This window comes from Streptomyces sp. NPDC085866 (assembly GCF_044541035.1).
In the GTDB taxonomy this organism is placed as follows: domain Bacteria; phylum Actinomycetota; class Actinomycetes; order Streptomycetales; family Streptomycetaceae; genus Streptomyces.
Map to the genome: position 1 here is coordinate 68,321 of NZ_JBITSQ010000015.1, position 22,701 is coordinate 91,021.

A 22,701-nucleotide genomic window follows, 5' to 3' on the forward strand; every position below is an offset into this window, starting at 1 on the left:
ATGACGGACAGCATCATCAAGCTCACTGCGGCCCGGACCGCCGAGAAGATCGCCTCCGGCGAGCTGACGGCGGTCGAGGTCACCGAGGCCCACCTGGCCCGCATCGAGGCCGTGGACGAGAAGGTCCACGCCTTCCTGCACGTCGACCGCGAGGGCGCGCTCGCGCAGGCCCGCGCCGTCGACGAGAAGCGGGCCCGCGGCGAGAAGCTCGGCCCGCTGGCCGGCGTCCCGCTCGCGCTCAAGGACATCTTCACCACCGAGGGCGTGCCGACGACCGTCGGCTCGAAGATCCTCGAGGGCTGGATCCCGCCGTACGACGCGACGCTCACCAAGCGGCTGAAGGCCGCCGACGTCGTCATCCTCGGCAAGACCAACATGGACGAGTTCGCCATGGGGTCCTCCACCGAGAACAGCGCCTACGGCCCGACCGGCAACCCCTGGGACCTCACCAAGATCCCCGGCGGCTCCGGCGGCGGTTCCAGCGCCGCTCTCGCCTCCTTCCAGGCCCCGCTGGCCATCGGCACCGACACCGGCGGCTCCATCCGCCAGCCGGCCGCCGTCACCGGCACGGTCGGCGTGAAGCCGACGTACGGCGCGGTCTCCCGCTTCGGCATGGTGGCCTTCTCGTCCTCCCTCGACCAGGGCGGGCCCTGCGCCCGTACGGTCCTGGACGCGGCCCTCCTGCACGAGGTGATCGCCGGGCACGACCCGCTCGACTCCACCTCCATCGACGCCCCCGTCCCGCCGGTGGTCGAGGCCGCCCGCAACGGCAGCGTCGAGGGCATGCGCGTCGGCGTGGTCAAGCAGTTCCGCGGCGAGGGCTACCAGGCAGGCGTCATCCAGCGCTTCGACGAGTCGGTCGCGCTGCTCAAGGAACTGGGCGCCGAGATCGTCGAGCTGGACTGCCCGTCCTTCGACCTCGCGCTGTCGGCGTACTACCTGATCGCCCCGTCCGAGTGCTCGTCCAACCTCGCCCGCTTCGACGGCCTGCGCTACGGCCTGCGGACCGGCGACGACGGCAGCCACTCGGCCGAGGAGGTCACCTCCCTCACCCGTGAGGCGGGCTTCGGCCCCGAGGTCAAGCGTCGCATCATGCTCGGCACGTACGCCCTGTCGAGCGGCTACTACGACGCCTACTACGGCTCCGCGCAGAAGGTCCGCACGCTCATCACGCGCGACTTCGAGAAGGCCTTCGAGCAGGTCGACGTGATCGTCTCCCCGACGACGCCGACCACCGCCTTCGCGATCGGCGAGCGCGCCGACGACCCGATGGCGATGTACCTGGCCGACCTGTGCACCATCCCGACCAACCTGGCGGGCAACGCGGCCATGTCGCTGCCCTGCGGCCTCGCCCCGGAGGACAACCTCCCGGTGGGCCTGCAGATCATCGCCCCGGCGCTGAAGGACGACCGCCTTTACAAGGTCGGCGCTGCCGTCGAGGCCGCCTTCGTGGAAAAGTGGGGGCACCCGCTGCTCGAGGAGGCTCCGTCGCTGTGAGTGCACTGAACAAGGCCAAGGGCTTCAAGAAGTCGAAGTCCGGCACGTACCTGTCGATGGCCGGGACCGCGTTCGGCGCGTTCGGTGTGGCCAAGCAGATCAAGAAGGCGCGCGCCGAGCACGACACGCTGCGGCTGATCGACGCCACCGTGTCCGCCGTCGCGATCGTCACCGGCCTCGCCATCCTCTACCGCGAGCTGAAGCGGCTGGGCGACGACGACGTCCTGCTGGGCTGAGAGGGAAGTTTTCACCGTGACCACCACGACCGACCTGGTGTCGTACGAGGACGCGCTGGCGTCGTACGACCCCGTCATGGGCCTCGAGGTCCATGTCGAACTCGGCACCAAGACCAAGATGTTCTGCGGGTGTTCGACCGAGCTGGGCGCCGAGCCCAACTCGCAGACCTGCCCGACCTGCCTCGGCCTGCCCGGCTCGCTCCCGGTCGTCAACGCGACCGGTGTCGAGTCCGCGATCAAGATCGGTCTCGCGCTGAACTGCGAGATCGCCGAGTGGTGCCGCTTCGCCCGGAAGAACTACTTCTATCCGGACATGCCGAAGAACTTCCAGACCTCCCAGTACGACGAGCCCATCGCCTTCAACGGCTACCTCGACGTGCAGCTGGAGGACGGCGAGTCCTTCCGTGTGGAGATCGAGCGCGCCCACATGGAGGAGGACACCGGCAAGTCGACGCACGTCGGCGGTGCCACGGGCCGTATCCACGGCGCGCAGCACTCCCTCCTCGACTACAACCGCGCGGGCATCCCGCTCATCGAGATCGTCACCAAGCCGATCGTCGGCGCCGGCGACCGTGCCCCCGAGGTGGCGAAGGCGTACGTCCGTGAGCTGCGCGAGGTCATCCGTGCCCTCGGCGTCTCCGAGGCCCGCATGGAGATGGGCCAGATGCGCTGCGACGTCAACCTGTCGCTGATGCCCAAGGGCAGCGAGAAGTTCGGCACGCGCTCCGAGACGAAGAACGTGAACTCGCTGCGCTCCGTCGAGCGTGCGGCCCGGTTCGAGATCATGCGCCACGCGGCCGTGCTCTCCTCCGGCGGCACGATCGTCCAGGAGACCCGTCACTTCCACGAGGACACCGGGTCGACGACCTCGGGCCGCGTGAAGGAGGAGGCCGAGGACTACCGGTACTTCCCGGAGCCCGACCTCGTCCCGGTGGCGCCCTCGCGCGAGTGGGTCGAGGAGATCCGCGCCGCGCTGCCGGAGATGCCGCTGGCCCGCCGCACCCGCCTGCTCGCGGAGTGGGGCGTCTCGGCCACCGACATGCAGGCGATCCTGAACGCCGGCGCGCTGGACCCGATCGTCGCCACGATCGACGCCGGTGCCGACGCGGCCTCCGCCCGCAAGTGGTGGATGGGCGAACTGGCGCGCAGCGCCAATGAGTCGGGCAAGTCGCTGGACGAACTGTCGATCACGCCGGCACAGGTCGCCCGGGTCACCGAGCTGGTCAGCTCCGGCGACCTGAACGACAAGCTGGCCCGCCAGGTCATCGAGGGCGTCCTCGCGGGCGAGGGCACTCCGGACGAGGTCGTCGAGAAGCGCGGCCTCAAGGTGGTTTCCGACGACTCGGCCCTTGGCACGGCCGTCGACGAGGCCATCGCCGGCAACCCGGGCGTCGCGGACAAGATCCGCGGTGGCAAGGTGGCCGCGGCCGGTGCCCTGGTCGGCGCGGTCATGAAGGCGACCCGGGGGCAGGCGGACGCGGCCCGCGTCAAGGAACTGATCCTGGAGAAGCTGGGCGTCAGCGAGGGCTGACGTTCGTGAACTCCCTGGGGGGACACACCGGAACCGGTGTGTCCCCCCAGGCATGTGCCTACGGGCGGCGCCCGACGACCCGTACGAATCCGAGGGTGCGCCCCCGGTCCACGCGGAGCATCTCCGCGCACCGGCCGGCCATCCGGACGTGGAAGTCGTCCGTGCTCTCCTCGGCGACCACCTCGCACCACAGCAGCCAGTCCCGCCAGCCGTCCGGCTGCCAGTCGGCCGCCTCGACCTCGACGGCCCCGCTGCGGGTCCAGTGACGGCGCCACCAGCCGGCGGAGTGGAAGCACCAGAAGTCGGGCTCCCACCAGGGCTTCAGGTGCTCCGGCGGCTCGGTGCCCGTCGGCTCCTCCCGCAGCGCCGGCACGACGACCCCGATCCGCCCGCCCGGCTTCAGCAGCCGGGTCAGCGTGGGCAGGTACAGATCGTCGGTGCCGAAGTACTGGTAGGCGTCGATGGACACGATCGCGTCGAAGCCGCCTTCCCCGAACGGCAGGTCGTGCGCCTCGGCGTGCACGGGCAGCACGCGGTCGGCCACGCCCGCCTCGGCGATGCGTACGGCGTTCTCGTCGGGCTTCACCCACAGGTCGGCGGCGGTGACCTGGACGCCGTACTCCCTGGCCAGGAAGACGGAGGTCATCGCTCGGCCGCAGCCGAGGTCGAGCACCCGGGCGCTGGGCTGCAGTTGGTCCGGCCCGAGCGCGGGTGCCAGCCACTCCAGCAGCCACAGCGCGTGCGGACCCATCTGGTTCTCGACGGCCCAGCGGGCGTCGTAACGGCTGCTGCGGGGGTAGCGGGGATGGGTGAGGCGGCTGGTGAGTTCGTCAGGTGCCTTCGCTGTCTCGGTCACGAGAGACCATGGGTAGCAGCCGAGGGCACCGCCCCGCATCAGATTTCCCAGCCCGGACGCGCTACGCTCGCCCGCCATGAGTGGACGCACCGATTCCGACACCGCTACCGACACCGAACCCGTCATATCCGACGTGGAGGAGCCGGCGGACGACGTCTCGGACGCCCGCCGGGCCCGCTGGATCGCCTTCGGCACCGGGGTGTTGCTGTGTCTGGCCGGACTGGCCGCCGCGGTGTTGCGGCTCACCGGCTCCGCCCCGGCCCTCGTGCCCGCCGCGTACGCCCTCGGCGCCGCCGTCTGCGCCCTCGCCGCGGTCCTCGGCTCCCGGGGCCGTACCCGCCGTGCGCTGTGGCTGCTGATCCTGGGGACGATGGTCATGGCGCTCGGCGACCAGTTCGACTGAGGCGTCGCGAAGCGCACCGGCGTCGCGAAGCGCACCAAAGTACCCGCAGGGACGACAGAGTTCACCTGATTGTCCTGTGACTTCCCTCCCACTCCTGTGAATAAGCCCATGAACGCGGCAAACGATCACTTTCGCCTGCAAGAGTGTCTCGCGTTGCTGATTCGTTCTTTGCGGGCTGTTCAGTTTATGGACGATGGTTCCCGGCCAAAGATCCACAAATCGTCCCCGGGAGCACGTCCGTGGCAGCCCTCGCACGTTGGTGTGTCCGCCACCGCCTGATCACCGTCCTGCTGTGGCTGCTCGCCTTCGGCGGGGTCAGTGCGGCCGCCGCCGCGGCCGGTTCGGCGTACTCGAACGACTACGAGGTCCCCGGCACCGAGTCGGGACGCGCGACGCAGCTGCTGGAAGAGGGCTTCCCGGGCCTGGGCGGCGACAGCGACACCGTCGTCTGGCACACCACCGACGGCACCGTCCGCGGGCACGGAGTGCGGCGGACCATGACCCGCACCCTGGACCGGATCGCCGACCTGCCGGGAGTGGCCTCCGTGTCCGGCCCGTACGGCCGTCACGGCGCCCACCGGATCAGCGCCGACGGGCATACGGCCTACGCCACGGTCACCTTCGCCCAGCAGGCCGAGAGCATCGACAAGTCCGAGGCAGAGGCGGTCGTGCGCACGGCCAGGGCCGCCGAACGGGACGGGCTGCGGGTGGAGCTGGGCGGCAGCGCCATCGGGCTCACCGAGTCCGCGCACGGGCACACGGCCGAGGTGGTCGGCGTGGCGGTCGCGGCCGTGGTGCTGTTCCTCGCCTTCGGTTCGCTCGCCGCCTCGATGCTGCCGATCGCCACCGCGCTGATCGGCGTCGGCACGGCGTACGCCGGCATCGGGCTGCTCGGACACGCCATGACCGTCGCCGACTTCGCGCCCATGCTCGGCCTGCTGATCGGGCTCGGCGTCGGCATCGACTACGCGCTCTTCATAGTGACCCGGCACCGGCGCGGTCTGAAACGCGGCCTGAGCGTCACCGAGGCCGCCACGAACGCCGTGGCCACCACCGGACGCGCGGTCGTGTTCGCGGGTGCGACCGTGTGCATCGCCCTGCTGGGCATGCTGATACTGCGCCTTGGCTTCCTCAACGGGGTGGCCGTCGCCGCGTCGTTGACGGTCGTCCTCACCGTCGCGGCCTCCGTCACCCTGCTGCCCGCCCTGCTGGCCTGCATCGGACCGCGCGCGCTCAGCCGCCGCGAGCGGCGGCGGCTCGTCGAGCACGGGCCGCAGCCCGAACTGCCCACCGGTCTCGCCGCCCGCTGGTCCGCGTTCGTGGAGCGCCGGCCCAAGCTGCTCGGCTCCCTCGCCGTCGCCGTCGTCGCCCTGCTCGCGCTGCCCACGCTCTCCCTCCGCCTCGGCACCTCCGACCAGGGCAACGACCCCCGCTCGTCCACCACACGGCAGGCCTACGACCTGCTCGCGCAGGGCTTCGGCCCCGGCGTGAACGGTCCGTTGACCCTGGTGACCCGCGTGGACGGCGGCGACGACAAGCTCGTCCTGGACGGCCTCGACACGACCCTGCGCTCCACCCGGGGCGTCGCCTCGGTCACCCCGGTGACCTACGACTCCGGCGGCGACACCGCCTACCTCACCGTCGTCCCCGACTCCGCGCCCCAGTCGCAGCGCACCAGCGACCTCGTCGACCGGCTGCGCACCCAGGTGCTGCCGCGCGCGGAGACGGGAACCTCCCTCGACGTGCACGTCGGCGGAGTGACGGCGAGCTACGACGACTTCGCGGATGTGATCGTAGGCAAACTGCCGCTGTTCGTCGGCGTGGTGATCGGGCTCGGCTGTCTGCTGCTGCTCGTCGCCTTCCGCTCGCTCGGCATCCCGCTGAAGGCCGCCGCGATGAACATCGCCGCCGTGGCCGCCGCCTTCGGCATCGTCGTCGCCGTCTTCCAGTGGGGCTGGGGCAGCGAACTGCTCGGCCTCGGCCGGGAGGGCCCCATCGAGCCGTTCCTGCCCGTGATCATGGTCTCGGTGCTGTTCGGGCTCTCCATGGACTACCAGGTCTTCCTGGTCAGCCGGATGTACGAGGAGTGGCTGGAGACCGGCGACAACCGGCGGGCCGTGCGCGTCGGCCTCGCCGAGACCAGCAGGGTGATCAATTCCGCCGCGGTGATCATGATCTCGGTCTTCCTCGCCTTCGTGCTCAGCGGCGACCGCGTGATCGCCATGTTCGGCATCGCGCTCGCCGCCGCGGTGGCCCTCGACGCCTTCGTCCTGCGCACCCTGCTCGTGCCCGCCCTGATGCACCTGCTCGGCGCCGCCAACTGGTGGCTGCCCGCCTGGCTCGAGCGCAGGCTGCCGCGCATCAGCATCGAGCCGCCCGAGTGCCGCGCCGCGCATGAGAGGCTCAGCAGGGTGTCGATGGAGGAACTGCGGGAGGAGCAGCAGCGCGATGTACGCGATATCCCTGGGTGAGGACGGCGCCGAACTGCGCCCCCTGGAGGTCTGGCACGCCGAGGAGGTCCTGGCCAACATCGACCGGGGGCGGGAGTACATCGGCCGGCACATCGGTCTGGCGGACGCGGTGTCCGACCTGGCGGGTGCCAGGTCCTGGGTGAAGTCGTACGCCGACAAGCGTGCCGCCGACGCCGGCGGCCTGCACGGGATCTGGCTGGACGGAAAGCTCGTCGGCGGCCTGCTGTTCCGCGTCTGGGACACCCCGAGCGGGGTCTGCGAGGCCGGCTGCTGGCTGGAACCGGCGGCGGCCGGACGCGGCCTGGTCACGCGCGGCATGCGGGTGCTGCTGGACTGGGCGTTCGACGAGCGCGGCATGCACCGCGTGGAGTGGTACGCCTCCTGCGCCAACGAGGGCAGCCTCAACGTGGCCAGGCGCCTCGGCATGAGCCGCGAGGGCGTCCTGCGGGAGAACTACCCGCACCGGGGCGTGCGTGCGGACACCGAGATCTGGGCGGTGCTGGCCCCCGAGTGGCGTGCCGCACGCGCGCGTGGCGCGCACAACGATCATTAAGAGACCTCTCAGACTGCGTCCGTACGGTGCCGGGCATGGCAACGAAGACTGAGGACCTCACCAAGACCGACGACGAGCAGGCACCGCAGGAGGCGGCCGCGGCTGCCGAGACGGAGGCCGGGACGGATGCTGCGGAACCGGACGAGCAGCTGACCGACGAGAGCCCCGAGGAAGACAGCGGGGAGAGCGGGGAGCCCGAGGCGGCGCCTCAGGAGAAGACTCCTTCCGGGGTCGGCCTGGGCGCCGGTGCCGTCGTCTCCGCCGCGCTGGGCCTGGTCTCGCTCAGCGGGGGCTGGATCGGCACGGTCGCGGCCGCCCGCGAGACCCTCGTCGGCCAGCTCCAGACCTCGTCCACGGCGAGCGTCGCCAAGCAGGTCAAGGAGGTCTACGGCGACGCCTGGCACACCACCGCCCTGTGGGCCGGCCTGTTCGCGCTGGCCGCCCTGATCACCGGTGTGGTCGTGCTCGCCCGGCCCGCGTTCGGCGTCCCCGGCCGCCCGCAGGCCGCCTGGATCAAGTCGGTCGCCTGGGCGGGCGTCTCGCTCGGCGCCATCGGCCTGCTCCTGGCCGTCCTCAAGTACTCCGACGCGCTGCTCGCCCTGCCCTCGACGGGCTGAGAAACCGCAGGTCCAAGGGGGGCCTTAGGGAATCCGTAGGTACCTTACGGAGTCTCTGAGGCCCCTTACGCGCGTCAACGGGCGCCCACGCGGGCGAAGATGCGGAACTCTCCCGATGTGGCGCACCCCCCTGGGAGACGAAGGTGGAGGCATCGCAGAAAGCGAAGCACGAAACCACCTCTCCCGAAGGACAGGCCATGTACGAGTACGAACTCCACCGGGTGCGTTCCGCCGAGCTGCTCCAGGAGGCCGCGCAGGAGCGCCTCGCCCGCGAGGTCCGGCGCTCCCGTCGCACCGCCCGCCGCGAGGCGGCCGCACTGCACAGCGCCGCCGGTGCCGAGACCCATACCGACCGCCCCCGCAGGCACCGGCTCCCGCGCACCGCGTGAGCCCGGGCAGGGCAGAGGGCGGCCGTACGGGGGTCGGCCGTCCCCTGCCCCAGATTCGTACGACCATCGCACCGGAACTGTGGAAAACGGGTGCACCTCCGTCCGGACCTCGTGCGATGCTCGGGCCCGTGGAGACCAGGTCCGTGAGTCCCGTGTTCGTCGGCCGCACCGACGAGTTGGACACCTTGAACGACGCGCTCGCCCGTGCCGCCGCGGGCGAGCCGCAGGCGCTGCTGCTCGGCGGAGAGGCGGGGGTCGGCAAGACCCGCCTCGTCGAGGAGTTCGCCGCGGCCGCCTGCCGCCGTGCCGCCGCCGTCGCCGTGGGCGGCTGTGTGGAGATCGGCGCCGACGGGCTGCCCTTCGCCCCGTTCTCCACCGCGCTGCGCGCCCTGCGCGAGGCCCTGCCCGAGGAGTTCGCCTCCGCCGGCGCCGGACAGGAGGAGGAACTGGCCCGGCTGTTGCCCGAGCTGGGGGAGGCCACCTCCAGCCGCCACGACGAGCAGGGTATGGCCCGCCTGTTCGAACTCACCGCCCGGCTGCTGGAGCGGGTCGCCGCCGCGCACACCGTCGTGCTCGTCCTGGAGGACCTGCACTGGGCCGACGCCTCCACCCGCCACCTGCTCGCCTATCTCTTCCGCACCCTGCGCACCGGCCGCCTCCTCGTCCTCGCCACCTACCGCGCCGACGACATCCACCGCCGCCACCCGCTGCGCCCCCTGCTCGCCGAACTCGACCGGCTGCGCACCGTCCGCCGCCTCGAACTCGCCCGTTTCACCCGCGAGGAGGTCGGCCGCCAGATCGCCGGAATCCGCGCCGCCGAACCCGATCCCGCTCAGGTCGACGAGATCTTCGAGCGGTCCGACGGCAACGCCTTCTTCGTCGAGGAACTCGCCGTCGCCGCCACCGAGGGCTGCTGCACCGGGCTGACGGACTCACTGCGCGACCTGCTCCTGGTCCGGGTCGAGGCGCTGCCCGAGAGCGCCCAGGGCGTCGCCCGGATCGTCGCCGAGGGCGGTTCCACCGTCGAGTACCGACTGCTCGCCGCCGTGTCCCAGCTCGTCGAGGACGACCTCATCGAGGCGCTGCGGGCCGCCGTCGGCGCCAACATCCTCACCGCCACCTCCGGCGGCGACGGCTACCGCTTCCGGCACTCCCTGGTCCGCGAGGCCGTCGCCGACGACCTGCTCCCCGGGGAACGCTCCCGGCTCAACCGGCGCTACGCCGAGGCCGTCGAGACCGACCCCACGCTCGTCCCCGCCGACGCCCGCGTGATGCGCCTGGCCAGCTACTGGTACCACGCCCACGACGCCGCCCGGGCCCTGCCCGCCGTCCTGGACGCCTCCGTGGTGGCCCGCCGCCGGCACGCCTACACCGAGCAACTGCGGCTCCTGGAGCGGGCGATGGAGCTGTGGGACTCCGCCCCGGAAGAGGTCCGCGCCGCCCTGCGCCCGGTCGACTACACCGATGTCTACCCTCCGTGCGGCTGCGATCCGGCCACCACCCCACTCCGCTACCTCGACCTGATGGCGGAGGCGGCGGTCGCGGGCCGTTTCTGCGGGGAGCGCGAACGCGCCCTGAAGATCGCCAAGAAGGCGCTGCGGCTCCTCCAGGACGAGCACGACCCACTGCGCGCCGCCTGGTTCTGGGTGCAGCGCTCCCGGCTGGTCCAGGCCCTGGCCCGGGGCGACGGCTGGCAGGAACTCGCCAACGCCCAGGACCTGGTGCGCGGCCTGCCGCCCTCGGAGGTGCACGCCGACGTGCTGGCCAACGTGGCCGGCTGGTCCATGCTCCACCAGCCCGGCTCCGAAGCCTTCGCCGCCGCCGAACGGGCCGTGGAGTACGCGCGGATGGTGGACGCCCGTGATATCGAGCTCAACGCGCAGCTGACCCTCGGCGCCCTCATGGTCGACTCGGGTGACGTCGAGACCGGGCTGGCGGAGATGGCCCGGGTCAAGCAGGCGGCGCTCCAGGAGGGCGTGGCTCATGTCGTGGGCCGGGCGTATGTGAACCTGCCTTCCGAGCTGGATTCGGTCGGCCGCTCCCGGGAAGCCGTGCCGATCCTGCGCGAGGGTCTCGTCTTCGCCCGCAGGTTCGGCCTGCTGGACTCCGAGGCCTGGATCTGGGGCAACCTTTCCGACTCGCTGTACGCGCTGGGCAAGTGGGACGAGGCCGCCGAAGCCGCCGCGGGCGCCCTCGGTTCCGCAGCCAGCGCCAAACCTCGGGGAGCCGGCGCCCTGCGCCTCGCCCACATCGCCCTTGCCCGGGGCGACGCCGCCGAGGCCGGCCGCCAACTGTCCATCGCGCTCACCCACTACGGTTCCCACGATCCGATGCCCCAGGTGCTGCTGCCCGTGGGCCGCATCACCGTCGGCGTTGCCGCCGAGGAGGGCCGACTCCTCGACGCCCGCGTCGAGCTGAACCGCGCCCTGGCGGCGGGCTTCCCGCCGGGCACCCAGCGCTACGGCTGGCCCCTGCTGCTGGCCGCCGCCACCGCCGAGGCCGACGCCCGCGCCCTGCCCGCGGCGGCCGACGGCCGCGCCGACGTCCTCGACAAGCTCGCCGAAGCCGCACGGAAGCTCGCCACCGGAGCACCCGTCTGGGACGCCTACGAGCGCTGGACCCGCGCCGAACTGCACCGCGCCCGTGGCACCGACACCGCGGCGGTCTGGTCGGACGTGGTCACCGACTTCGAGTGCCTGGACCGCCCCTACGACCTGGCCCGCGTCCGCCGCCGACTCGCCCAGGCCCTGCTCGAAGAGGCCGCCGGGGACGACGAACGCGACCGCGCCACGGAACTGCTCCGTCTGGCCGGGGCCGTGGCCGACCACCTCGGCGCCCGCCCGCTCGCCGACGCCGTCGGCCGCCTCGCCCAGCGCGCCCGCCTCACCCTCACCCACACGCCCCGCAAGGCCCTCGACCCCGCCGAGAACCTCGGCCTCACCAGCCGCGAGCGGGACGTCCTCCGCCTGGTCTCGGCCGGCCGCACCAACCGCCAGATAGCCGAGGAACTCTTCATCTCCCCGAAGACCGCGAGCGTCCACGTCTCCAACATCCTGTCCAAGCTCGGCGTCGCGGGCCGGGGCGAGGCGGCGGCCGTGGCGCACCGGCTGGGGCTGTTCCCGGCCGAACCGCTCACCGCCGAAGCGCCGGGCTGACCCGTACGCTGGAGGAAACCGGCAAGGGGGAGAGGCCGTGTTCAACGCTTTCGAGGAATTGTTCGCACCCGGTCGCAAGCACACCCATGACGAAGAGAAGCGCCTGGAGCTGACCCGGGAGGACGTCGGGGACAACGACCCGAGCCGGGGACCCATAGACCTCGCCTCGGGAAAGGTCGTCGTCCGCCGGCCCGAGCCGCCCTCCACAGAAGCGGAGTCGGAGGGCGACGAGTGAGCCACGGATGAGCCGGGAGGCTACTTCACCTGCACCTCGAGCACCCGGTCGTCGCTCTTCTTCGGCGTCCCCCGGCCGTCCGTGTTGCTGGTGACCAGCCACACCTTGTCGCCACCCGCCGCGACCACCGTGCGCAGACGGCCGTACTCGCCGGTGAGGAAGGCCTGGGGAGCCGCCGCGGCCTCGGTGCCCCGCAGGGGGATGCGCCACAGGCGCTGACCCTTGAGGCCGGCCATCCAGATGACGCCGTTCACGTAGGCGATCCCGCTGGGGGAGGCGTCGTCGGTGTGCCACTGGGCGATCGGGTTGTGGAAGCCGGCCTGCGAGGACCTGCCCTCCGCCTCCGGCCAGCCGTAGTTGTCGCCCGGCTTGATCGCGTTCAGCTCGTCCCAGGTGTCCTGACCGAACTCCGAGGCGAACAGGCGCTGCCTGGAGTCCCAGGCCAGGCCCTGGACGTTCCGGTGGCCGTACGAGTACACGGGGGAGCCGGGGAACGGGTTGCCCGGGGCAGGCTCGCCCTCGGGGGTCAGCCGCAGGATCTTGCCACCCAGGGACTTCTTGTCCTGCGCCAGGCCCCGGTTGCCGCTCTCGCCGGTGCCCGCGTAGAGCATCCCGTCGGGGCCGAAGGCGATCCTGCCGCCGTTGTGGATGACTCCCTTGGGGATGCCCTTGAAGACCGTGTCGGGGGCGCCCAGTTGCTCGCCGGCCGGCTTCTGCTCGTCGTACAGCATCCGGACGATGCGGTTGTCCGAGGCCGAGGTGAAGTAGGCGTAGATCATGTGGTCCGAGGCGTAGTCGGGCGACAGGGCGATGCCCAGCAGACCGCCCTCGCCGGCCGGGGAGACCCCGGAGACCTTGCCCAGCTCGGTCTTCCGGCCCGTCTTCTCGTCGATCCGGGTGATCGTGCCCTCGTCACGGGAGGAGACCAGCAGCCCTCCGTCGGGCAGCGGGGCCAGGCCCCACGGCGTCTTCAGGCCCTCGGCCACCGTGCGCAGCACCCTCACCGAGCCCTTGGCCGCAGCGGCCGGCTCCGTGGCCCGGGCGGAGGACGCGGCGGCGCCCGGTGACGTCGCGCTCCCGCTGCCGTTCGGCGAGCCACCGCCGTCGGAGGAGCAGCCCGCCGTGAGCAGGAGCGCGGTCGCGGCCAACACGGCCGTCACAACTCGACGTTGCACGATCATGGTCCCTTCGGGGCGGTGATCCAGCGGCAGCTTCTCCCATCTCACCACTGCTCGCCCCGCCCGGGCCCTCAGTCCCAGGATCCCTGTGCGGCCGGCAGCCGGGACACCTCCGCCAGGTCCTCCGCGCTCAGCCGCAGCGCGGCCGCCGCCGCGTTCTCCTCGGCCCAGCGCTCCTGCTTGGTGCCGGGCAGCGCGATCACCTGGTGCCCCTGGGCGAGTACCCAGGCCAGCGCCACCTGGGCCGCGGTGACGCCCTCGCCGTGCCGACGGGCGACACGGCGCAGTCCGGCGACGATCGGCTGGTTGGCCGCCATCATCTCGGCCGTGAAGCGGGGGTGGCGGGCGCGGAGGTCGTCCGGCTCGAAGCCCTCGCCCGGGGTGAGCGTGCCGGTCAGGAAGCCGTTGCCCAGGGGCATCGCCGCCAGGAAGCCCACGCCCCGCGCCGCGCACCACGGCAGCAGCCCGTCCAGCGCCTCCGGCGACCACACCGACAGCTCCGCCTGCACCGCGCTCACCGGGAAGACCTGCTGCATCCGCTGGAGCTGGCGCAGGGTCGCGTCGTGCAGCCGGGACCCGGAGCGGCGCCCGCCGCGCGCACCCACCGCGCACACACCCAGCGCCCGTACCTTCCCCGCCTGCACCAGTTCGGCCATCGCGCCCCACGTCTCCTCGACCGGGATCTCGGGATCCGCGCGGTGCAGCTGGTAGAGGTCGATCACGTCCGTCTGCAGGCGCCGCAGCGAGGCGTCGCAGGCCCGCCGCACATACCCCGGGCGGCCGTTGGCCACGATGTGCTGCTCGCCCACGAGCAGCCCCACCTTCGTCGACACGAAGGCGTCCTGGCGCCGCTCCTTCAGCACCCGCCCCAGCAGCAGCTCATTGGTGAACGGGCCGTACATGTCCGCCGTGTCCAGGAGGGTCGAGCCCAGATCCAGAGCCCGATGCACGGTTCTGAGCGATGCGTCGCCCCGCTGCCGGGATCCGCTGTACGCCCAGCTCATCGGCATGCACCCGAGTCCGACGGCCCCCACCGCGAGCGCCCCCGCGCCGATCGTCCTGCGCTCCACCTGCCCGTGAACCTCCCTCTGCCGGCCCCCAACCTAACCTCTGCACACCTGTACGACTGACATAGCCTCCTGGCATGAGTGCAGACGTGTGGCTTCCCATCCCGCCGGACGAGATCGAGGGGCTTCCCGAGGGGCTCCGGTACCTGTTCTGGGACGGGGGCGAGAACGGCGACCAGGCGTTTCCGGGCGACCCGGCGGACTGTGTCGTGTACGTGGTGCCGTACATGAAGCGGTGGCCGGTCAAGGTGCGCCCCCTGGAGCATCTGACCAACGTTCAGGTCATCCAGACGCTCACCGCGGGCGTGGACGACGTCACCGCCAGGCTGTCGGCGATCGTGCCCGGGGTGCAGCTGTGCAACGCGCGCGGTGTGCACGAGGCGAGCACGGCCGAACTCGCGCTGACCCTGACCCTGGCCTCCCTGCGCGGCATCCCCCAGTTCGTCCGGGCGCAGCAGGAGGAGCGCTGGCAGAGCGCGTTCCACCCCGCCCTCGCCGACAAGAGCGTCCTCATCGTCGGTTACGGCGCCATCGGCTCGGCCGTCGAAGACCGGCTCGTGCCTTTTGAAGTAGCGCGGGTGGCGCGCGTCGCGCGCTCCAGGCGCACCACGGCGCGCGGTCTGGTGCACCCGCTCACCGAATTGCCCTCACTGCTTCCGGAAGCCGATGTCGTGATCCTCTGCACGCCCTTGACGGAGGAAACCCAGGGGTTGGTGGACGCGGAATTCCTGGGCCGGATGAAGGACGGGGCGCTGCTCGTCAACGTCGCCCGGGGAGCCGTCGTCGACACCAAGGCGCTGCTCGCGGAGCTGGAGAACGGGCGCATCACGGCGGCCCTCGACGTGACCGATCCCGAGCCGCTGCCGCCCGGACACCCCTTGTGGCAGGCGCCCGGCGTGCTCATCAGCCCGCATGTGGGCGGGCCCACGTCGGCCTTCCTGCCGCGCGCCAAGCGGCTGCTCGTGGACCAGTTGAACCGCTTCGTGAACCAGGAGCCCCTGCGGAACGTGATCCTCACAACAAGGGCGTAATCCGCTTCCGGTACCCTCCGCAATCCTCCGAATGCGGGCGGTGCCCACATGTCCGTTGATCGTCACGGAGCGTAGAGAAGCTATGTCCCTGAGTGACGATACTGGTGTATCGTCCCGACAGGGGCTGCGCCGGTGACGTTCGGCGCCGGGGATGGACATTTCAGATTTGTGAGGGGGGCGACGGGCGATGCACGGCCTATGGACGAACGATCCGACGCGGCGGAGCCGCCGACGGCGACCCTGGCGCACGGCGGCGGGCAGACGCGGCCACCACACGAGCCATCCCAGCCACCACCGCAGGCCGGGCGGCCGCAGGAGGAATGCGCACCGGGACCCACGGGACCCGGGAGCGGCGCGGAGCGGGAGGCCCCGGTGAATGCGCCGCCTTCCGTGCCGACCACCCTCGACGGCGTGCTGCGCACACCGCACCCGCCGGGGGCCCCGCTGCCGCCTCGTCCGCCGGCCGCCGGCGACGGGAGGCGGCTGGCCCATCAGCTCGTCCTCGCCCTGGTCTGCGGCGCCTATGTCATCGGCTCCCTGTTCGACTGGGGTTCGGGCCGGCTCGCGCTGATCATGGGCGACTTCGGGCTGACCGCAGCGGCGGGCACCGCCGCAGTTTCCTGTTTCTTCTACGCACGCAGCCCGCGGGTCCGCTTCCGTTCGGCCTGGCTGCTGTTCGCGCTCTCCTCGGCGATGGCGGCCCTGGGCAACGCGGTCTGGGGGTGGTACGAGGTGGTCCTCGGACGACCCGTGCCCAGCCCCAGCTACGCCGACCTGTTCTTCCTGTGCTTCGCGCCGCCCGCCATCGTGGGCCTGCTGGTCCTCGCCAAACGGCCGGTGACGCGGGCGGGCTGGATCTGTCTGGCGCTGGACGCCTGGCTGATCGGCGGCTCCCTGCTCACTCTGTCGTGGAGCCTCGCGCTCGCCCAGGCGGCCCGGTTCGACGGGCCCAGCGTCGCGCACACCGCGCTGTCCCTGGCGTACCCGCTGCTCGACATCGCGCTCGTCAGCATGGTGCTCGCGCTCCACTTCCGCCGCACCCCCGGCAATCGCACGGCGGTGAACACGGCGATCGGCGCGCTCGCCCTGACCGTGATGTGCGACGCGCTGTTCACCTCGCCGCTGCTGCACAGCAGCTACCACTCCGGACAGCTGCTGGACGCGGGCTGGTTCGCCGGTTCCCTGCTGCTCGCCTACGCCCCCTGGGCCGCCCCCCGGCGCCCCGGAGCGCGGGACGGCGAACGGCACGTACCGGACGGGCACACGCGCGTGGTCCACGAGCACGTGCCCGGCCAGCGCAGCACCGGCCACCCCCACGTGCCCGCGCCGGGCGGCGACCACACCCGGTACCCGGCCGGCCGTCCGCTCACCGGCTCCCTCGCCGCGCTCACCCCGTACCTGGCCGCCGCCGTGTGCACCCTGGGCATCCTGTACAACGTGCTCAACGGCCGTCGGCCCGACCACGTCGTGCTGATCACCGCGGGCGGCGTCGTACTGGCGCTCGTCATGCGCCAGGGCATCATGCTGCTGGACAACATCACCCTCACCCAGGAACTGGCGCAGAAGGAGAACCACTTCCGCTCCCTGGTGCAGGGCTCAAGCGACGTCATCATGATCGCCGCGCCCAACGGCATCCTCCGGTACGTCTCCCCGGCCGCCGCCGGGGTCTACGGACGGCCCGCCGAGGATCTGGTGGGCACCGAACTGGCGGCCCTGATCCACCCGGAGGACCTGGGCTGCGTGGTGCACGAGGTGCGCCGCTTCCTCGCCGCCAGCCCGCCGGAGGAACCCACCACGCGCATCGAGTGCCGCTTCCGCTCGGGCGAGGGCGGCTGGCTCAACGTCGAGTCGACCGTCAACCGGCATCACGGCGGCCTGATCTTCAACAGCCGGGACGTGACCGAACGCGTACGGCTGCAGGCGCAGTTGCAGCACAACGCCGAGCACGACCCGCTCACCGACCTGCCCAACCGCGCGCTGTTCACCCAGCGTGTCCAGCAGGCCCTGTCCGGCCGCCGGGCCACCGACCGGGGTGCCGCCCTGCGCGGCACGGCCGTGCTCTTCATCGACCTGGACGGCTTCAAGGCCGTCAACGACACGATCGGGCACCAGGCGGGGGACGAGCTGCTCGTCCAGGCCGCCCGCAGACTCCAGGACGCGGTCCGGCACGGGGACACCGCGTCCCGGTTGGGCGGCGACGAGTTCGCGGCCCTGATCGTCGGGGACGGCACGCGTGACCGTGCCGCCCGGGAGCGGAACATCCTGGAGCTCGCCGACCGCCTCAGGGTGACCCTCTCCCAGCCGTACGCGATCGACGGCAACGATGTCCGTGTCAACGCCTCCATCGGGGTCGCCTTCGCCGAACCCGGCCTCGGCGCGGGCGAGCTGCTGCGCAACGCCGACCTCGCGATGTACCGCGCGAAGTCGGCCGGAAAGGGCCGCGTCGAGCTGTACAAACCGCAGATGCAGCAGGACGTCGTACGCAAGGCGGAGCTGGCCACCCGGCTGCGCGCCGCGCTGCACGACGGCGAGTTCGCACTGCTGCACCAGCCGGTGGTCTGTCTGGAGAACGGCCGGATCACATCGGTCTCCGCGCAGGCGCGCTGGCGCTCCTCCCAAGGGGTGCTGTTCACCCCTGCCGAGTTCCTGCGGGTGGCCGAGGACGGCGACAAGACCGCCGAGCTGGACCGCTGGATCCTCGAGGAGGCCGTGGAGCAGGCGGCCGAACGGGCCGCCACCGGGAGCGTGGTGCCGGTGGCCGTCCGCACGAGCGCCCGGCGGCTGCTGGACCGCTCGACGCCGCTCGGCTCGCTGGAGGCGCTGCTGACCCGGCACGGGCTGCCGCCCGGCGCGCTGGTCGTCGAGCTGTCCGACACCGACCCCAGAACCTCGCTGGACGAGCTGGAGCGGCGCCTGGCCGCGCTCAGCCGGCTCGGGGTACGGATCGCGCTCGACGGCTTCGGCAGCGGTTACGCGGCGATCACGGCCCTCAGGAGGCTCCCCGTCGACATCCTCAAGCTCGACCGCAGCCTGGTCGACGGAGTCGTGGAGTCCGCACGGCTGCACAAGATCACCAGCGGGCTGCTGCGCATCGCCGGCGATCTCGGACTGCAGTCCGTCGCCGAAGGCGTCGACCTGCCGGAACAGGTGGTCGCGCTGCGCGCGATGGGCTGCACCCACGGACAGGGCATGGCCTTCGCGGGGCCGCTGGACGAGTACCGGCTGCGCCGGGCGCTCGGATCAGGTCATTATCCCGTGCCGCACGCCCCGGCCGAGCCGGCGTTCGCGGGCGGCGCGAGAGAGCCGCAGGGGCGCGTCGGTGTCGAGGGCGCATGGGGGTCCCCCCGCTCATGGGGGTCCCCCCGCTCGAGCGAAGCCGAGAGTGGGGGAGAAGCCGAGAGTGGGGGAGCGCGGAGGCCCGAAGGGCTGAGCACGGTCGTGGCCTCGACACCGACTGTGGCGCCCCGGAGGTGAAGAGCTGTGGAAAGGGCCGCGGGGGTGTACACCGGAGGTGTGTCCGCCGTCTTCGGAGGTGGCAGTGCCCTTCGCTCACATAATGAGACTCCCGTCCCACCAACTTGACACGTGGTGCGCGTCGGGGGGAGGGTCAGTGCCATGCGCACCCGAATTCTCGTACTTGGACAGCGCGTCGGCTGAGCTGGGAACGACCGGAGGACGATCCGGAATCCCCAGCGACCACACCGGCGCGCTCCCCTCGCTTGCCCTACGGCACGAGGGGTTTTTTGTTGCACAGGCACCTGTCGTACCGCAGTCGTACACCGTACAAACCTCGCAAAAACCCTCAGCATCGAGAAGAGAATGCCGATGACCGAGCAGGCCACCGGGGCCCATCCGCAGCCGCGGCCCCGATCCGGAGGACAGCAGTCCGCCCCCGAGCACGTCACGGGCGCGCAGTCCCTCATCCGCTCCCTCGAGGAGGTCGGCGCTGAGACGGTATTCGGCATTCCCGGCGGTGCGATCCTGCCGGCGTACGACCCGCTGATGGACTCCACCCGGGTGCGCCACGTCCTGGTCCGTCACGAGCAGGGCGCCGGCCACGCGGCCACCGGCTACGCGCAGGCCACCGGCAAGGTCGGCGTCTGCATGGCGACGAGCGGCCCCGGCGCCACCAACCTGGTCACGCCGATCGCCGACGCGCACATGGACTCGGTGCCGCTGGTCGCGATCACCGGCCAGGTCGCCTCGAAGTCGATCGGCACGGACGCCTTCCAGGAGGCGGACATCGTCGGCATCACCATGCCGATCACCAAGCACAACTTCCTCGTCACCAAGGCCGAGGACATCCCGCGGGTCATCGCGCAGGCGTTCCACATCGCCTCCACCGGCCGCCCGGGCCCGGTCCTGGTCGACATCGCCAAGGACGCCCTCCAGGCGAAGACCATCTTCTCCTGGCCGCCCACCATGGACCTGCCCGGCTACCGTCCGGTGACCAAGCCGCACGCCAAGCAGATCCGCGAGGCGGCCAAGCTGATCACCTCCGCCAAGCGGCCCGTCCTCTATGTCGGCGGCGGCGTCATCAAGGCGCAGGCCACCGCCGAGCTGAAGGTCCTCGCCGAACTCACCGGAGCGCCCGTCACCACCACCCTGATGGCGCTCGGCGCGTTCCCCGACAGCCACCCGCTGCACGTGGGAATGCCGGGCATGCACGGTGCGGTCACCGCCGTCACCGCGCTGCAGAAGGCCGACCTGATCGTCGCCCTCGGAGCCCGTTTCGACGACCGCGTCACCGGCAAGCTGGACAGCTTCGCCCCCTACGCCAAGATCGTCCACGCCGACATCGACCCGGCCGAGATCGGCAAGAACCGCGCCGCCGACGTGCCGATCGTCGGTGACGCCCGCGAGGTCATCGCCGACCTGGTCCAGGCCGTGCAGAAGGAGCACAGCGAGGGCCACAAGGGCGACTACACCGCCTGGTGGAGCGACCTCAACCGCTGGCGCGAGACCTACCCGCTCGGCTACGACCAGCCCGAGGACGGCTCCCTGGCCCCGCAGCAGGTCATCGAGCGCATCGGGCAGCTCGCCCCGGAGGGCACGATCTTCGCCGCGGGCGTCGGTCAGCACCAGATGTGGTCCGCGCACTTCATCCAGTACGAGAAGCCCGCCACCTGGCTGAACTCCGGTGGCGCGGGCACGATGGGCTACGCGGTCCCGGCCGCCATGGGCGCCAAGGCCGGCCGGCCGGACCGTGCGGTCTGGGCGATCGACGGCGACGGCTGCTTCCAGATGACCAATCAGGAGCTGACCACCTGCGCCCTGAACAACATCCCGATCAAGGTCGCCATCATCAACAACGGCGCCCTCGGGATGGTCCGCCAGTGGCAGACCCTCTTCTACAACCAGCGCTACTCCAACACCGTGCTGCACTCCGGCCCGGAGGCGACCGGCAAGGAGCCCAGCGCCGGCACCCGCGTCCCCGACTTCGTGAAGCTGTCGGAGGCCATGGGGTGTTACGCGATCCGCTGCGAGCGCCCCGAGGACCTGGACAAGGTCATCGAAGAGGCGAACTCCATCAACGACCGTCCGGTCGTCGTCGACTTCATCGTCCACGAGGACGCGATGGTGTGGCCGATGGTCGCCGCCGGCACCTCCAACGACGAGATCATGGCCGCCCGGGACGTCCGCCCCGACTTCGGCGACAACGAAGACGACTGAGCGAGAGAGACGTAAAAAGACCATGTCCAAGCACACGCTCTCCGTCCTGGTGGAGAACACGCCGGGCATCCTCGCCCGGATCGCCGCCCTGTTCTCCCGCCGCGGCTTCAACATCGACTCGCTCGCGGTCGGCGTCACCGAGCACCCCGACATCTCCCGCATCACCATCGTGGTGAACGTCGAGGACCTGCCGCTGGAGCAGGTCACCAAGCAGCTCAACAAGCTCGTCAACGTGCTGAAGATCGTCGAGCTGGAGCCCGGTCAGGCCGTTCAGCGCGAACTCGTTCTGGTGAAGGTGCGCGCCGACAACGAGACCCGCTCCCAGATCGTGGAGATCGTCCAGCTGTTCCGCGCCAAGACCGTCGACGTCTCCCCGGAGGCCGTCACCATCGAGGCCACCGGATCCAGCGACAAGCTGTCCGCCATGCTCAAGATGCTCGAGCCCTTCGGCATCAAGGAGCTGGTGCAGTCCGGCACGATCGCGATCGGCCGCGGAGCCCGTTCGATCACGGACCGCTCGCTGCGCGCCCTCGACCGATCCGCGTAAGGCTGAATACGGGCGGTCGGTACATCGCCGGTCGCCCGTATGCCGAGACCCTGAGACTTTCCGTCCGCTCACCGGCATACGGTGGGACGCACAACCTGCACACCAAGGAGAGAACCCAAAGTGGCCGAGCTGTTCTACGACGCTGACGCCGACCTGTCCATCATCCAGGGCCGCAAGGTCGCGGTCATCGGCTACGGCAGCCAGGGCCACGCGCACGCCCTGTCGCTGCGTGACTCCGGTGTCGACGTCCGTGTCGGTCTGCACGAGGGCTCCAAGTCCAAGGCCAAGGCCGAGGAGCAGGGCCTGCGCGTGGTGAGCCCGGCCGAGGCCGCCGCCGAGGCCGACGTCATCATGATCCTCATCCCGGACCCGATCCAGGCCCAGGTCTACGAGGAGTCCATCGCCCCGAACCTGAAGGACGGCGACGCGCTGTTCTTCGCCCACGGCTTCAACATCCGCTTCGGCTTCATCAAGCCCCCGGCCGGCGTCGACGTCGCCCTGGTCGCCCCGAAGGGCCCGGGCCACCTGGTCCGCCGCCAGTACGAGGAGGGCCGCGGCGTTCCGGCGATCGCCGCCGTCGAGCAGGACGCCACGGGCAACGCCTTCCCGCTGGCCCTGTCGTACGCCAAGGCCATCGGCGGCACCCGTGCCGGTGTCATCAAGACGACCTTCACCGAGGAGACCGAGACCGACCTGTTCGGCGAGCAGGCCGTGCTGTGCGGCGGCACCTCCGCCCTGGTCAAGGCCGGCTTCGAGACCCTGGTCGAGGCGGGCTACCAGCCGGAGATCGCCTACTTCGAGTGCCTCCACGAGCTGAAGCTGATCGTCGACCTCATGTACGAGGGCGGCCTGGAGAAGATGCGCTGGTCCGTCTCCGAGACCGCCGAGTGGGGCGACTACGTCACCGGCCCGCGCATCATCACCGACGCCACCAAGGCCGAGATGAAGCAGGTTCTCGCGGAGATCCAGGACGGCACCTTCGCCCAGACCTGGATGGACGAGTACCACGGCGGTCTGAAGAAGTACAACGAGTACAAGCAGCAGGACTCCGAGCACCTGCTGGAGACCACCGGCAAGCAGCTGCGCAAGCTGATGAGCTGGGTGAACGAGGAGGCGTAAGCCCCACGTCAGGGGGTCGGGGCAGACTGCTCCGGCCCCCTTTGTCCATCCCGTCCAGCCACGGACGGGTGATCCTTCCGCAGAGGCGCAAGACGCCCTCCGACACGCCACTACACTGCTGCACAACATACGCGTCAGGCCCA

At 71.2% G+C, this 22,701-nt stretch carries 18 protein-coding genes; 15 read left to right on the forward strand and 3 right to left on the reverse strand.

Annotated features, from left to right (window positions below; translation table 11 throughout):
• From gatA to gatB, 3 genes are read left to right on the forward strand one after another with little or no spacing between them, the layout of a single operon-like run.
• The gene (gene gatA, locus ACIF83_RS33355; protein ID WP_145883533.1) at positions 1 to 1,497 is read left to right on the forward strand and encodes an Asp-tRNA(Asn)/Glu-tRNA(Gln) amidotransferase subunit GatA; all 1,497 of its coding nucleotides are present in this window, start codon (positions 1 to 3) and stop codon (positions 1,495 to 1,497) included.
• Complete coding sequence (locus tag ACIF83_RS33360) at positions 1,494 to 1,733, forward strand: hypothetical protein (protein ID WP_020942391.1); 240 nt, start codon at positions 1,494 to 1,496, stop codon at positions 1,731 to 1,733. The genes gatA and ACIF83_RS33360 overlap by 4 nt, the downstream gene beginning before the upstream one ends.
• Before the next feature lie 16 nt (positions 1,734 to 1,749).
• A complete protein-coding gene (gene gatB / locus ACIF83_RS33365) occupies positions 1,750 to 3,264 on the forward strand; it encodes an Asp-tRNA(Asn)/Glu-tRNA(Gln) amidotransferase subunit GatB (RefSeq protein WP_393480608.1) in 1,515 nt (504 codons plus the stop codon).
• 58 nt (positions 3,265 to 3,322) lie between these two features.
• Here the strand turns inward: gatB and ACIF83_RS33370 are convergent, their stop codons facing one another.
• Positions 3,323 to 4,120, reverse strand: coding sequence for an SAM-dependent methyltransferase (locus tag ACIF83_RS33370; protein WP_399732503.1), 798 nt, complete (start codon positions 4,118 to 4,120; stop codon positions 3,323 to 3,325).
• Positions 4,121 to 4,196: 76 nt separating this feature from the next.
• On the opposite strand from ACIF83_RS33370, the gene ACIF83_RS33375 reads away from it, so the two are divergent.
• The 7 genes from ACIF83_RS33375 (at position 4,197) to ACIF83_RS33405 (ending at position 11,943) form a co-directional block, all read left to right on the forward strand.
• Positions 4,197 to 4,523: a hypothetical protein gene (locus tag ACIF83_RS33375; protein ID WP_399732506.1), complete on the forward strand. Its 327-nt coding sequence runs from the start codon at positions 4,197 to 4,199 to the stop codon at positions 4,521 to 4,523.
• 239 nt (positions 4,524 to 4,762) lie between these two features.
• Positions 4,763 to 6,994 (forward strand): MMPL family transporter, encoded by a 2,232-nt coding sequence (locus ACIF83_RS33380; protein ID WP_399732509.1) that lies wholly within the window; start codon positions 4,763 to 4,765, stop codon positions 6,992 to 6,994.
• The gene (locus tag ACIF83_RS33385) at positions 6,972 to 7,547 is read left to right on the forward strand and encodes a GNAT family N-acetyltransferase (RefSeq protein WP_393480599.1); all 576 of its coding nucleotides are present in this window, start codon (positions 6,972 to 6,974) and stop codon (positions 7,545 to 7,547) included. Before ACIF83_RS33380 ends, ACIF83_RS33385 begins: the two co-directional genes overlap by 23 nt.
• A 35-nt stretch (positions 7,548 to 7,582) precedes the next feature.
• A complete protein-coding gene (locus ACIF83_RS33390) occupies positions 7,583 to 8,164 on the forward strand; it encodes a hypothetical protein (protein WP_399732512.1) in 582 nt (193 codons plus the stop codon).
• Positions 8,165 to 8,361: 197 nt separating this feature from the next.
• Positions 8,362 to 8,553: a hypothetical protein gene (locus ACIF83_RS33395; protein WP_393480595.1), complete on the forward strand. Its 192-nt coding sequence runs from the start codon at positions 8,362 to 8,364 to the stop codon at positions 8,551 to 8,553.
• 116 nt (positions 8,554 to 8,669) lie between these two features.
• Complete coding sequence (locus ACIF83_RS33400) at positions 8,670 to 11,708, forward strand: AAA family ATPase (RefSeq protein WP_399732515.1); 3,039 nt, start codon at positions 8,670 to 8,672, stop codon at positions 11,706 to 11,708.
• A gap of 37 nt (positions 11,709 to 11,745) precedes the next feature.
• The gene (locus ACIF83_RS33405) at positions 11,746 to 11,943 is read left to right on the forward strand and encodes a DUF6191 domain-containing protein (RefSeq protein ID WP_393480590.1); all 198 of its coding nucleotides are present in this window, start codon (positions 11,746 to 11,748) and stop codon (positions 11,941 to 11,943) included.
• Positions 11,944 to 11,963: 20 nt separating this feature from the next.
• Here ACIF83_RS33405 and ACIF83_RS33410 read toward each other — a convergent pair whose 3' ends face one another.
• On the reverse strand, positions 11,964 to 13,124 hold the full coding sequence (locus ACIF83_RS33410) for a PQQ-dependent sugar dehydrogenase (RefSeq protein ID WP_393480587.1): 1,161 nt from the start codon (positions 13,122 to 13,124) through the stop codon (positions 11,964 to 11,966).
• Positions 13,125 to 13,192: 68 nt separating this feature from the next.
• Positions 13,193 to 14,191, reverse strand: coding sequence for an aldo/keto reductase (locus ACIF83_RS33415; protein WP_393480585.1), 999 nt, complete (start codon positions 14,189 to 14,191; stop codon positions 13,193 to 13,195).
• A gap of 74 nt (positions 14,192 to 14,265) precedes the next feature.
• Here ACIF83_RS33415 and ACIF83_RS33420 point away from each other — a divergent pair, with 74 nt between their 5' ends.
• The 5 genes from ACIF83_RS33420 (at position 14,266) to ilvC (ending at position 22,558) form a co-directional block, all read left to right on the forward strand.
• Complete coding sequence (locus ACIF83_RS33420) at positions 14,266 to 15,219, forward strand: 2-hydroxyacid dehydrogenase (protein WP_393480582.1); 954 nt, start codon at positions 14,266 to 14,268, stop codon at positions 15,217 to 15,219.
• 372 nt (positions 15,220 to 15,591) lie between these two features.
• The gene (locus tag ACIF83_RS33425) at positions 15,592 to 18,693 is read left to right on the forward strand and encodes a putative bifunctional diguanylate cyclase/phosphodiesterase (protein WP_399732520.1); all 3,102 of its coding nucleotides are present in this window, start codon (positions 15,592 to 15,594) and stop codon (positions 18,691 to 18,693) included.
• Positions 18,694 to 19,038: 345 nt separating this feature from the next.
• Entirely contained in the window at positions 19,039 to 20,892 is a 1,854-nt protein-coding gene (locus ACIF83_RS33430) for an acetolactate synthase large subunit (protein ID WP_393480577.1), read from the forward strand.
• 22 nt (positions 20,893 to 20,914) lie between these two features.
• Positions 20,915 to 21,439 carry an acetolactate synthase small subunit gene (ilvN, locus tag ACIF83_RS33435; RefSeq protein ID WP_393480575.1) on the forward strand — a complete coding sequence of 175 codons (525 nt, stop codon included), beginning with the start codon at positions 20,915 to 20,917 and terminating at the stop codon, positions 21,437 to 21,439.
• Positions 21,440 to 21,559: 120 nt separating this feature from the next.
• Positions 21,560 to 22,558: a ketol-acid reductoisomerase gene (ilvC, locus tag ACIF83_RS33440; protein WP_393480571.1), complete on the forward strand. Its 999-nt coding sequence runs from the start codon at positions 21,560 to 21,562 to the stop codon at positions 22,556 to 22,558.
• The last annotated feature ends 143 nt before the right edge of the window (positions 22,559 to 22,701 follow it).